This window comes from Leifsonia sp. RCC_180, assembly GCF_058138205.1.
Map to the genome: position 1 here is coordinate 1,509,406 of NZ_CP200340.1, position 12,019 is coordinate 1,521,424.

Consider the following 12,019-nt stretch of genomic DNA (forward strand, 5'->3'; position numbering starts at 1 on the left):
ATCAGCAACACTAACTAGTGAGGAGGTTCCCATGGGCAAGCAAGAGACCGAGATGCTCAAGGGGACGCTTGAGGGCATCGTGCTCGCCGTCCTGTCACGCCAGCCGGCGTACGGGTACGAGATCACCGCATGGCTGCGCGACCAGGGGTTCGCCGACATCGCGGAGGGCACGATCTACGCCCTCCTCGTCCGGGTCGAACAGCGCGGGCTCGTCGATGTCGAGAAGGTTCCATCCGAGAAGGGTCCGCCGCGCAAGGTGTACTCCCTCAACGCCCGGGGTCGTGACTACCTCGAAGAGTTCTGGAGGACGTGGAGCTTCCTCGCAGAACGTATCGGACAGCTCCGCGAAGGGAACTAAACATCATGGCCGCGAAGTGGATCGAGACCCTCACCGGATCTCTGGAGCAAAAGAAGCAGTACAAGCAGTACAAGGCCCGCGTGCAGGCCCTGCCGGAGCCGTACCGCGGCGCCGCGAAGGCGTTCGAGCGGTACTTCATGTACAACGGCGGCATCACCGACGGCGACACGCTCGTCACGATGCTGACCGATTTCGCCGACCTGGTGGAGCGCGCTGCGGTCGACGGGACGCCGGTCAGCGACATCGTGGGTGCAGACCCGGTCGAGTTTGCCGAGACGTTTACCGAGTCCTACGGCGGCACCAAGTGGATCGACAAGGAGCGGGCACGCCTCAACAAGGCGGTCCAGGAGGCGGAGAAGGAGCAGGAGCGATGACAGACACGGCAATCAGGGTCAGCGGCATCCACAAGTCGTTCAAAGACCTCGAGGTGCTCCGCGGAGTGGACTTCGACGTGCAGGCGGGCACCATCTTCGCCCTGCTCGGCTCCAACGGGGCCGGCAAGACGACGCTTGTGCGTATCCTCTCGACTCTGCTCCGCGCGGACTCGGGTACCGCCACCGTTCGCGGCGTCGACGTGGCCGAGAAGCCCGGCGACGTGCGTGCGCAGATCAGCCTCACGGGGCAGTTCGCCGCAGTGGATGAGGTGCTCACCGGACGCGAGAACCTCATCCTGGTCGCCAAGCTTCGGCACCTGAAGAACCCGGGCGAGGTCGCCGACGAGCTGCTCGCCCGGTTCTCGCTGACGGATGCGGGCAAGCGCAAGGCGGCCACCTACTCCGGCGGGATGCGGCGCCGGCTCGACATCGCGATGAGCCTGATCGGCAACCCGCCGATCATCTTCCTCGACGAGCCGACCACCGGACTCGACCCGCAGGCGCGCATCGAGGTTTGGGAGACGGTCAAACGCCTCGCCGGGCAGGGCACCACGGTGCTCCTCACCACGCAGTACCTGGATGAGGCCGAGCAGCTCGCCGACCGGATTGCCATCCTCCACAAGGGGACGATCATCCAGAACGGCACCCTCGCCGAGCTCAAGCGGCTGCTGCCGGCGGCGAAGGTCGAATACGTCGAGAAGCAGCCGACGCTCGAGGAAGTGTTCCTCGCGCTGGTCGGCGACACCGGCGAGACCGGCGAAACCGACAACACCGGCGACACAGCCAACACGGACGACGACCGCACCGCGGACGCCGTCCCCACACGGAAGGAAGGACGATGACCACCCACGTTCTCGCGGACACCGGTGTCCTCACCGGCCGCTCGCTCCGCCACATCCTGCGGAGCCCCGACACGATCATCACCACCGCGGTCACGCCGATCGCCCTGATGCTGCTCTTCGTGTACGTCCTCGGCGGTGCCATCAACACCGGCGCCAGCGGCTCGTACGTCAACTACCTGCTGCCGGGCATCCTGCTCATCACCATCGCGTCAGGGGTCGCGTACACCTCGTACCGGCTGTTCCTCGACCTGCAGGGCGGCATCTTCGAACGGTTCCAGTCGATGCCGATCGCCCGGTCGAGCGTGCTCTGGGGGCACGTTCTGACCTCCCTGGTGGCCAACATCGTCTCGATGGCGATCGTCATCGGCGTAGCGCTCATCATGGGATTCCGCACGGGGGCGTCGGTCGCCGCGTGGCTCGCCGTCGCCGGCATCCTCATCCTGTTCACGCTCGCGCTCACCTGGCTCGCGGTCATCGCGGGGCTCTCGGCGAAGACGGTGGATGGGGCCAGTGCCTTCAGCTACCCGCTGATCTTCCTGCCCTTCATCAGCTCTGCGTTCGTGCCGACGGACTCCATGCCGGGGCCGGTCGCCTGGTTCGCCGAGAACCAGCCGGTCACCTCCATCGTCAACACCATCCGCGCGCTGTTCGAGCAGCAGCCGGTCGGTGGCGACATCTGGATCGCGCTCGCCTGGCTGGTCGGCATCCTCGTCATCGCCTACGCGTTCGCGATGACCATCTACCGCCGCAAGATCACCGCATGCTGACCGGGCGTCCACGCGGCCGGCGCCCGGTCGCCGAACGGGAGGTTCCAACAGGACCTCCCGCTTCGGCCGTTAAGAATCAACCGGCCAGCTGGAGCTCGTGACGACGCCAGGGCTCGGTGAACTCCTCCCAGCTCGGATCGTTCCAGCGCATGCTGATCAGAGACGCCATGTTCAGGTGCGGCTCCTTCAGCTCGAACGGCAGCTTCCAGCCCAGTTCGCTCAGCAGGCGGTCCGACTTCACGTTGTTGCAACGGAAGCAGGCGATCACCACGTTGTCCCAGGTGTGCGTGCCGCCACGCGCACGCGGAACCACGTGGTCCAGCGTGTCGCCGAACTTGCCGCAGTACGCGCACACGTGCCCGTACCGCTCCAGCGCCGACTTGCGGGTCAGCGGGATGCGGCGGTGCGGAACCTTGATGAACTGGTTCAGCAGGACGACGCTCGGCGCATCCAGCACCAGGGAGCGGCTGTGCAGCTGCGCCCCGCTTTCCGCGATCGTCGACGCCTTCCCACCGAGCACCAGCAGGATGGCGCGCCGCGTCGAGATGACACCGAGCGGCTCATAGCTGGCGTTGAGGACCAGAGTCTTCATCTGCGACCTTCCTGGGCAAGGGTGAAGGGGTGTTCGGGATGTTCGGGATGCGCGGGGAAACAAAAAGGGCACTGTCCGTGCGGACAGCGCCCAAGGAGGAGGCGGCATGGTGGCGGCAGGCCACATGGTGGCGGTGGCAGGCCTCGACGTGGTGGCGGCAGGCGAGGAAATCGCCCCAGCGGGAGAGCACCATGCTCGATCCCGTCAGGAGGCCGCGCTCGTCCCACCCGGTCGCACTGAGCGGCCCGGCGGAACGTGTTCCGGCCATCGGATCCTCCGAGTTCTGCGGCTGCGCAGCGCAGCGTCAGAACGCCAGGGTAACCCAGAAACGGCGCGCCACCTATTCGGGGCGCGCCGTTCCGGTGCTGTGGTGCGGGGTGCGGAGCTCAGATGCCCAAACGGACGATGTAGTAGTCGCTCGTCCAGATCGGGCGGATCGAGATGGAGCGGCCCGTGTCGGGCGCATCCATGATGTTGCCGTTGCCGGCGTAGAAACCGTCGTGGCCCGGCATGATCACCAGGTCGCCCGGCTGGGCGTCGGCGATCGAGATGCGCTTGCCCATGGCGGCCTGACCGGACACCGAGTGCGGGAGGGAGATCCCGAACTGCGCGTAGACGTACATGACGTAGCCGGAGCAGTCGAAGCCCGCGGGGCTCGCGCCGCCGTAGACGTACGGGGTGCCGATGTACTGCTGGGCCACCGAGAACACCTGCGGAAGGCTGAAGCTGGGGTACGGCGGGTTGGCCAGGAAGTCGGACACCGAGGGGCCGGTGGAGTTGCTGGCGTAGGTCGTGAGCTCGATCGCGGCCTGGCGACGGGCGGCTTCAGCTGCCGCAGCGGCGGCGACGGCGGCCTTCTGCGCATCCAGCTGCTCCTGCGTGGTCGCCGAGGCCACGTCGCGGCTGACGGCGGAGGCGGCGACCCCGCCGACCTCGACGGTCTGCGACTGGGCCTTCTTCATGGAGTCGGCTGCGCTCGGGCCGAAGCCCGCGCTCTTCGCGTCAGCCGGGTTGAAGGCGAACGCGGGAAGGGACATGGTGGCGACGAGGCCGGCCGCGACGGTGATGACACCGGCGTTGAGGATCCAGCCGCCCTTGCGCTTCTTCTTCGCCTGGCTTTTGGTGGACCCGGTGGGCGTGGGGCCGGTGGCCGTGCGGGCCGGCGACGCTGCCGGGCGGGACGCGGCGGTGGTCTCACGCACCGCGCGCTGGGCGCGACGGGAGACGGCGGAAGAACTGTGGACCGGGTTCGTTCGGTCCTGGATGGGACCGGGCGTGCTCGAGTCTGCCAAGGTGTGACCTCCAACGCTCCGGCAGCACTAGGGAACTGCCCCCGTCCGACGAGTGGCTTCGGCGTCACGGATCGAGAGACGGGTTAAGGGGGGTGGAGCGTCCCGATCCGGGGTCCTGATGGGCCGGCTTCTGACCCGTTAGGACTTGTTAGACCCTACGGGACGGAACGCGGTTTGTCACACTTTTTGAGCCCTTTTTAACGAATCGGTAACGGGAATCAGGCGTCGACGAAGATGTGGGCGGCAAGCTCGTTGGGCAGTTCGAGGCCCGATTCGAACCCGTCGATCTGCACCGCGACATACGATCCGGCTGGAGAGAAAGTGCCGGTCGAACCAGGAAAAACGCCCGCCTGCTTGAGCTGCAGCAGCAGCTCGGGATCGATCTGGGCCGGCTCGCCGAGACGACGGATCCTGGCAGTCACCCCCGAATCGCTGCCGCGGACGACGTCGACGAGGTTGATCAGGCTCTCGGTGGAGACGGACGACTCGACGGCGCCCAGCTCTCCGAGCCCGGGGATGGGGTTGCCGTACGGGGACTCGGTCGGGTGACCGAGCATCGTCAGCAGCTTGCGCTCGACCTGCTCGCTCATCACGTGCTCCCAGCGGCACGCCTCTTCGTGGACGTACTCCCACTCCAGCTCGATGACATCGCTCAGCAGGCGCTCGGCCAGCCGGTGCTTGCGCATCACGTGCACGGCCTTGCGGCGGCCGTCGTCGGTCAGCTCGAGGTGGCGGTCGCCGGAGACGACGACGAGACCGTCGCGCTCCATGCGGCCGACCGTCTGCGACACCGTCGGCCCCGAGTGACCCAGACGCTCGGAGATGCGCGCACGCAGGGGGACGATGTTGTCCTCCTCCAGCTCGAGGATGGTGCGAAGGTACATCTCGGTGGTGTCGATCAGGTCGGTCATGGGCCCCTCCATATGACGGCGCGCGAATGCCGGATATCAGACTACTTGGTGCGGCTGACAGGCGTCGGCAGGCACGACCGGAATGCGGTGCCCGGGCCGTCCCCCTCCTGCAACAGCCAATACACTTCAGTTATGCCGGACGTCACGATCCCCTCTGACTTGCTGCCCGCCGACGGTCGATTCGGATGCGGACCCTCCAAGGTCCGGCCCGAGCAGGTCGCCTACCTCGCCGGCCCCGGCGCGGAGCTGCTGGGCACCTCCCACCGCCAGGCGCCGGTCAAGAACCTGGTGGGCCGCGTGCGCGAGGGCCTGGGCGAGCTGTTCCGGCTCCCCGAGGGCTACGAGGTCGTCATCGGCAACGGCGGTTCCACCGCGTTCTGGGATGCGGCCGCCTTCGGCCTGATCGAGAAGCGCAGCGAGAACCTCGTCTTCGGCGAGTTCGGCGGGAAGTTCGCCAAGGCGGCGCAGACGCCGTGGCTCGACGCACCGCACGTCATCGAGGCTCCCGGCGGATCCCGCAGCGAGGTGGAGGTCGTCGCCGGCGTCGACCTGTACGCCTGGCCGCACAACGAGACCTCGACGGGCGTCATGGCGCCCGTCCGCCGTGTGAACGGCGACGACGGCGCGCTGACGGTGATCGACGCGACGAGCGCGGCCGGCGGCGTCGACCTCGACGTCAGCGAAGCGGACGTCTACTACTTCGCACCGCAGAAGAACTTCGCGTCGGACGGTGGCCTCTGGCTCGCCCTCTTCTCCCCCGCGGCCCTCGAGCGGGTGGCGCGCATCGCATCCAGCGGCCGCTACATCCCCGAGTTCCTGAGCCTTGCGAACGCGGTCGACAACTCCCGCCTCAACCAGACCCTGAACACGCCGGCCATCGCCACCCTGGTGCTGCTGGAGAACCAGCTCGAGTGGATGAACGGCAACGGCGGCCTCGCCTGGGCCGACGCCCGCACCCGTGAGTCGTCGCAGGCCCTCTACACCTGGGCCGAGGGCGTCGACTACGCGACGCCGTTCGTCGCCGACCCAGCGCACCGCTCCCAGGTCGTCGTCACGATCGACTTCGACGACCGGGTGGATGCGGCAGCCGTCGCCAAGACGCTCCGCGCGAACGGCATCGTCGACACCGAGCCGTACCGCAAGCTCGGCCGCAACCAGCTCCGCGTCGCCACCTTCACGGCCATCGAGCCGGCGGATGTGCGCGCGCTGATCGGCTGCATCGAGTACGTGGTCGAGCGACTGGGCTGACCAACGCCATGCGCCTCTGGCTCCGCGACGACGAACGACGGCCCGACCCGGTCCCCGTGAAGACGGATGACCGGCGGGCCGTCGTGGTCGGGCTAATGCTGTGGGTGATCGCCCTGGTCGTCATCCTCGTCGCCGGCGGCACCGGCCTCGGCGGCGGCACCTGGCTGTGGACGATCGTCGTCGGACTCGCCCTCGGCGTCGTCGGACTCGCCTACCTCACGGTCACCCGTCGTCGCTGACGCGGCGGCATCTTCTTCGTCGGAGTCGTCGTCCTCGTCGTCGTCGACATCCTCGTCGGAGTCGTCGTCATCGTCGTCCTCGTCCGAGAGGGCCGCTGCCTCCTCGGCCTCCAGGTCGAGGACGCTGTCGACGTCGGTCTCCTCGTCGAAGTCCACATCCACACTGTCGATGTCGACCCCGTCGAGGTCGCCGTCGTCGTGCAGGTCGTGGACGTCGCGGTCGTCCTCGGAGTCGTCGAACGCATCCTCGTCCTCGTCCTCGTCGTCGTCCTCGTCACGATCGTCGTCATCGTCCGACTCGGCGGAATCGTCGCCCTCGTGCGGCTCCTCGGCGGCCAGCGCCTCCTGAGCGGCCTGGTAGTCGGCCAGGCGCTCCGACCACGGCACCCAGTCGGGCGCCAGCAGCGAGCCATCGCCCGGCATGAGTTCCGCCTCGAGCACGGTGGGCTCGTCGTCGTCCGTGCGGCCGACGGTGACGGTCCAGTGCCAGTCCGGGTAGCCGGACATGCGGCTGGCGAAGAACAGGGAAACGACGCCCGGCGCCTCGACGACGTGACAGAGAGGCTCGCCGATCGTGTTCGCCGGCGTGATCTCCGTCAGCGCCTGGAGCGCAAGCGGACGCGCCGCCAGCAGCTCCGGGTCGGCGACCAGCTCGACCTCGACGGCCTCGGTCTCGGCTTCGGCTTCGGCGCCGGCCGCCTCGGTCTCGACCGCCGCGCTCTCCGCCGCCTCGCCCTCGACGGCGGAATCGTCGCCGAACTCAGGCATCCAGGTCGTCCGCGACCTTGCGGAGCACGGCCGCGATCTTCGCGCCGTGCGCCTTGTCGGGGTACTTGCCCCGGCGCAGGTTCGCGCCGATGCCGTCGAGGAGCTTCACGAGGTCTTCGACGATGATCGCCATGTCGTCGGCCGATTTGCGCTTCATCTTCACCAGGCTCGGCGGAGCCTCCAGTACGCGCACCGACAGCGCCTGCGCGCCGCGCTTGCCGTCGGCGATGCCGAACTCGAGACGGGTTCCCGCCTTGACGACCGCGCCGGCCGGGAGGGCCGAGGCGTGCAGGAAGACTTCTTGGCCGTCATCGGAGCTGATGAAGCCGAAGCCTTTCTCCTCGTCGTAGAACTTGACCTTGCCGGTTGGCATGGGAACCTCACTTCGCATGGGGGATGGGGCGTATCCAATTATCCTTGATTTCGTGACCCAGCAGACCCCGCCGCCCGCATCGCGGCCCCAGCGCATCCTCGCCTACATCGTCGCCGCGCTCGTCATCGTTTCCCTGGTCTGCATCGCAGCCATCCTGATAGGCACCGCGGCGGGGCAATTCGCCGCCCAGGGCTCCGGCCAGGGGCTGTGGCCGGCAGTGTTCCTGTTCCCCCTTGTGGGCCTCCCGATCGCCTTCGTGCTGATCATCGCGCTCATCATCGTGAGCGCCCGCCGCAACCGGGCCGCGAACCGCGCGTCCGGCGGCGGACCGGGCCGGCGCTAGCGGCGACGGCCGGTCGCGCGCGATGACGACGACACTCGCTCTGGCAGCGCGACTGCGGGAGCTGGACGACGCCGTTCTCGTCGCCTCGCTGCACCGACGTTCTTACCGCCGCACGGGCATTGCGGACTTCTTCGATCTCGCCGACGCGCTGCTCGACGCAGACTCGCTGCAGCGCGCGCTCGCTCCCCTCGACCGCACCCGCCTGGCGGCGCTGGTGGTGCTGGGGCGCGCGGGCGCAGCGCTTCCGGCTCGGGAGCTGACGGCACTGCTCGACGGGGAGCCGGCGACCGCCGGAATCTCGGCCGAGGCCGTCGGTGCGGCGCTGGAGGAGCTCGACGGGCTGCTGCTCGTCCATCCGGGCGAGGGTGCGGGCGCGGCGGATTGCGCGGTCTACGTCGCCGTCGCCGATCACCTCGAATCCTGGCCCGCCGCGGGCCTGCCCTCGCCTCGCGACCTGCTGACCGCTCCCCCGCCGCCGGCGCTTGCTCCGGTTCCCGACACGGAGACGCGCTTCACCGACCGCCTGGCCGCCGAGCGGGCGTTCGAAGCGGTGACCGCCGTCTCCGAGCTGCTCGCCGAGCTGGCCCGCGAGGGCGCCAGGCGCCTGCAGAAGGGCGGGCTCGCCCTCCCCGCCGTCAAGCGGCTGGCCGAGGCACTGTCGGTGGACGCCGATCTCGTCCCGGTCGCACTGTCGGCCGCCGAGCGTGCGGGCCTCGTCGCCGTCGAGGACGGGATGTGGCTGCCCACCGAGCGCGCATCCGGCTGGTCGCACTCCCCCACGCCGAACCGCTGGCGCGCACTTGCGGCCGCCTGGCTCGACGCGCTCCCGGCCGACGTCCGCACGCTCCTGGCGCTGCGCAGCCGTGCCACCTGGGGCGACAGCCTGCGCGAGCACGTCGCGTGGCTGCATCCCGCTGCCGTCGAGGAGGCGCAGCGCCGGGTGGATGCGCACACCCGGCTCGCCGAGTGGCTCGGCATCACGGCGCACCAGGCGCCGTCCTCGGCCGGCGGCGCGCTCGTGGAGGAGGGCCCGGACGCTGCGACCGCCGCGATGACCGCTCTCTTTCCCGCGGAGGTCGACAAGGTCTACCTGCAGCACGACCTCACGATCGTGTCGCCCGGGCCGCTGACGCCGGAAATCGAGTCGCGGCTCCGCGGGTTCGCCGACGTGGAGTCGCGTGCGCTCGCCTCGACGTTCCGCCTGTCCGCGACGTCGGTGGATCGCGCGCTCACCGCGGGCGAGACGGCGGACGGCATCCGCGACTTCCTGGCCGCGATCTCTCTCACCGGACTTCCCCAGCCGCTGGAGTACGTGATCGCCGACGCGGCCGAGCGGCACGGCCGCGTGCGTGTGCACGACGCAAGCGGTGAGAACGTGAGCGCCGCGGTGCGGTCGTCGGACGCGACGCTGCTCCGCACCATCCAGGTCGATCAGGCGCTGAGTTCGCTGCGACTGGCGCCGAGCGGCCACGGGGAGCTGGTGAGCCGGTTCCCGCGGGATGTCGTGTTCTGGGCGCTCAGCGACGCGCGGTACCCGGTGGTCGCGGAGGACGCGGACGGCCGCGAGGTGACCCTCCGTCGGCAGCGGGTGGCGCATCCCCGGGCTGCCGACAACGACGACCGCGATGCAGACCTCGTGACGCGGCTGCGGCAGGCGGACGCCGACGCGGGCGAGGACACGGGCGAGCGCTGGCTGGCGCGCCAACTCGACACGGCCGTGAAGGCGCGGCAGACCGTGATCGTGGAGGTCGGCATGCCGGACGGCAGCGTCGTGGACTACCTGCTGGAGCCGACGGGCGTCGGAGGAGGGCGGCTGCGCGGACGCGACCGCGCCGCCGACATCGAGCGGACGCTGCCGCTGTCGAGCATTCGGGGCGTGCGGCCCGCGCCGTGATGCTCCTCGCCGCCGTGCCCGAGAAGTCGCGCGTTCGTGCTCTGGTCCGGCGGCGGAAGCTCCCCCTAGGCTGTTCTCAGGCGGACGGAACGGGGATGTGGTGGCCAGGTATCTTCTCGAGGTTCCCGGCTTCGCCCGTCGAAGCACCTGGGGGTACAACGAGTGCGACGAACTCCTCGTCGCGTCCGTCCTGCCCGACGACGCGCCCGACTCGGCCCAGCCGGCGCTCGTCGCGGCGGTGACCATCGACCGGTTGCGCCTCGGCGAAGCGGTCGTCTGCCCGGGCGGGGCGTCGGCGATGCAGTAAGGGCGCAGGCGGCGCGCTCCGCCCACCCACAGGGGGCATGCCGCGCGGGGGCGTAGGCTGATGAGCTATGTCTGATGGCCCCCTGATCGTCCAGAGCGACCGCACCGTGCTGCTCGAAGTCGCGCACCCGGACGCCGAGGACGCGCGGCACGACCTCGCCGTCTTCGCCGAGCTGGAGCGGGCGCCCGAGCACATCCACACCTACCGCATCACCCGGCTGGGGCTGTGGAACGCGCGAGCCGCCGGGCACACGGCCGACGACATGCTGGGGACGCTGGAGCGCTACTCGAAGTTCCCCATCCCGCAGACCGTCACCGTCGACGTCTCCGAGACCGTGGCCCGCTACGGCCGGCTCGTCATCGAACGCGACGACGAGGGAACGCTGTTGCTGCGATCCGCCGACCTGGCCGTGCTCACCGAGGTCGCGAGCGCCAAGCGGATCGCCCCGCTGCTGCTGCAGCGGCGCGACGACACGACCTTCGTCGTGGAGGCGTGGGCGCGCGGACAGCTCAAGCAGGAACTGGTCAAGCTCGGCTGGCCGGCCGAAGACCTCGCCGGGTACACCCCCGGCACGCCGCACGAGATCGGGCTGAAGGAGGACGGCTGGGCGCTGCGCGACTACCAGCGCAAGGCCGTCAGCAACTTCTTCGACGGAGGCTCCGGCGTCGTCGTGCTCCCCTGCGGGGCGGGCAAGACGCTCGTCGGCGCCGGGGCGATGGCGACGGCGAAGACGACGACGCTCATCCTCGTCACCAACACGGTGTCGGCCCGGCAGTGGCGCGACGAGCTGCTGCGACGGACCACCCTGACCGCAGAGGAGATCGGCGAGTACTCCGGCCAGGTGAAGGAGGTCAAGCCGGTCACCATCGCGACGTACCAGATCCTCACCGCCAAGCGGAAAGGCGAGTACGCCCACCTCGCGCTGCTCGACGCGCTCGACTGGGGCCTCGTGGTCTACGACGAGGTGCACCTGCTCCCCGCGCCCGTGTTCAAGCTGACGGCCGAACTCCAGGCCCGCCGCCGGCTGGGGCTCACCGCGACGCTGGTGCGCGAAGACGGCCGCGAGGGTGACGTGTTCAGCCTCATCGGGCCGAAGCGCTTCGACGCGCCGTGGAAGGAGATCGAGGCGCAGGGCTTCATCTCGCCCGCCGCCTGCTACGAGGTGCGCATCGACCTGCCGCCGTCGGAGCGGCTCAGCTACGCCGCCGCCCCCGACGACGAGCGCTACCGCCTGGCCGCCACCGCGCCCGCCAAACTCGACATCGTGCGGCAGCTCGTCGACCGACATGAGGGCGAGCGCATCCTGATCATCGGGCAGTACCTCGACCAGATCGACGAGCTCGCGGAGGCACTCGATGCACCCAAGCTGACCGGTGCGACGCCGGTGGATGAGCGGGAGCGGCTGTTCCAGGAGTTCCGCGACGGCCGCACCAAGGTGCTTGTCGTCAGCAAGGTGGCGAACTTCTCCGTCGACCTGCCGGAGGCGACCGTCGCCATCCAGGTGTCCGGCTCGTACGGCAGCCGACAGGAGGAGGCGCAGCGACTGGGCCGCCTGCTGCGGCCGAAGGAGTCGGGACTGTCGGCCAACTTCTACACGCTGGTCGCGCGCGACACGGTGGACCAGGACTTCGCGCAGAACCGGCAGCGCTTCCTCGCCGAGCAGGGCTACTCGTACACCATCCTCGACGCCCACGCCCTGCAGGCCGCCTGA

General features: G+C 69.4%; 14 protein-coding genes and 1 pseudogene. 10 read left to right on the top strand and 5 right to left on the bottom strand.

What is annotated here, in order from left to right:
- Nucleotides 1–31: 31 nt before the first annotated feature.
- From AB7E03_RS07415 to AB7E03_RS07430, 4 genes are read left to right on the top strand one after another with little or no spacing between them, the layout of a single operon-like run.
- On the top strand, nt 32–358 hold the full coding sequence (locus AB7E03_RS07415) for a PadR family transcriptional regulator (protein WP_441781554.1): 327 nt from the start codon (nt 32–34) through the stop codon (nt 356–358).
- A gap of 5 nt (nt 359–363) precedes the next feature.
- The gene (locus tag AB7E03_RS07420) at nt 364–732 is read left to right on the top strand and encodes a DUF1048 domain-containing protein (protein WP_441781553.1); all 369 of its coding nucleotides are present in this window, start codon (nt 364–366) and stop codon (nt 730–732) included.
- A complete protein-coding gene (locus AB7E03_RS07425) occupies nt 729–1,574 on the top strand; it encodes an ABC transporter ATP-binding protein (protein ID WP_489940634.1) in 846 nt (281 codons plus the stop codon). Before AB7E03_RS07420 ends, AB7E03_RS07425 begins: the two co-directional genes overlap by 4 nt.
- Nucleotides 1,571–2,341 carry an ABC transporter permease gene (locus AB7E03_RS07430; protein ID WP_489940636.1) on the top strand — a complete coding sequence of 257 codons (771 nt, stop codon included), beginning with the start codon at nt 1,571–1,573 and terminating at the stop codon, nt 2,339–2,341. Before AB7E03_RS07425 ends, AB7E03_RS07430 begins: the two co-directional genes overlap by 4 nt.
- A 76-nt stretch (nt 2,342–2,417) precedes the next feature.
- Here AB7E03_RS07430 and AB7E03_RS07435 read toward each other — a convergent pair whose 3' ends face one another.
- From AB7E03_RS07435 to AB7E03_RS07445, 3 genes are all read right to left on the bottom strand, one after another.
- Nucleotides 2,418–2,933 (bottom strand): HNH endonuclease, encoded by a 516-nt coding sequence (locus AB7E03_RS07435; RefSeq protein ID WP_441781550.1) that lies wholly within the window; start codon nt 2,931–2,933, stop codon nt 2,418–2,420.
- A 386-nt stretch (nt 2,934–3,319) separates the two neighbouring features.
- Nucleotides 3,320–4,225, bottom strand: coding sequence for a C40 family peptidase (locus tag AB7E03_RS07440; RefSeq protein ID WP_489940638.1), 906 nt, complete (start codon nt 4,223–4,225; stop codon nt 3,320–3,322).
- A 218-nt stretch (nt 4,226–4,443) separates the two neighbouring features.
- Nucleotides 4,444–5,136, bottom strand: coding sequence for an iron-dependent transcriptional repressor DtxR (locus AB7E03_RS07445; protein ID WP_441781547.1), 693 nt, complete (start codon nt 5,134–5,136; stop codon nt 4,444–4,446).
- A gap of 132 nt (nt 5,137–5,268) precedes the next feature.
- Between AB7E03_RS07445 and serC the strand changes: the two genes are divergently transcribed.
- A complete protein-coding gene (serC, locus tag AB7E03_RS07450) occupies nt 5,269–6,384 on the top strand; it encodes a phosphoserine transaminase (protein ID WP_489940641.1) in 1,116 nt (371 codons plus the stop codon).
- An 8-nt stretch (nt 6,385–6,392) separates the two neighbouring features.
- A pseudogene (locus AB7E03_RS07455) lies at nt 6,393–6,557 on the top strand (DUF2530 domain-containing protein); the annotation flags it as partial.
- Here AB7E03_RS07455 and AB7E03_RS07460 read toward each other — a convergent pair.
- Entirely contained in the window at nt 6,477–7,391 is a 915-nt protein-coding gene (locus AB7E03_RS07460; RefSeq protein WP_489940643.1) for a DUF3027 domain-containing protein, read from the bottom strand. The pseudogene AB7E03_RS07455 and the gene AB7E03_RS07460 sit on opposite strands and share 81 nt — an antisense overlap.
- Entirely contained in the window at nt 7,384–7,764 is a 381-nt protein-coding gene (locus AB7E03_RS07465; protein WP_018191747.1) for a cold-shock protein, read from the bottom strand. Before AB7E03_RS07465 ends, AB7E03_RS07460 begins: the two co-directional genes overlap by 8 nt.
- A gap of 52 nt (nt 7,765–7,816) precedes the next feature.
- Here AB7E03_RS07465 and AB7E03_RS07470 point away from each other — a divergent pair, with 52 nt between their 5' ends.
- From AB7E03_RS07470 to AB7E03_RS07485, 4 genes are all read left to right on the top strand, one after another.
- Nucleotides 7,817–8,107, top strand: a complete 291-nt coding sequence (locus tag AB7E03_RS07470) for a hypothetical protein (RefSeq protein WP_441781544.1) — start codon at nt 7,817–7,819, stop codon at nt 8,105–8,107.
- Nucleotides 8,108–8,129: 22 nt separating this feature from the next.
- The gene (locus AB7E03_RS07475) at nt 8,130–10,001 is read left to right on the top strand and encodes a helicase-associated domain-containing protein (protein WP_489940646.1); all 1,872 of its coding nucleotides are present in this window, start codon (nt 8,130–8,132) and stop codon (nt 9,999–10,001) included.
- A 100-nt stretch (nt 10,002–10,101) separates the two neighbouring features.
- Nucleotides 10,102–10,308, top strand: a complete 207-nt coding sequence (locus AB7E03_RS07480; RefSeq protein ID WP_489940648.1) for a hypothetical protein — start codon at nt 10,102–10,104, stop codon at nt 10,306–10,308.
- A gap of 67 nt (nt 10,309–10,375) precedes the next feature.
- Nucleotides 10,376–12,019, top strand: a complete 1,644-nt coding sequence (locus tag AB7E03_RS07485) for a DNA repair helicase XPB (RefSeq protein ID WP_441781541.1) — start codon at nt 10,376–10,378, stop codon at nt 12,017–12,019.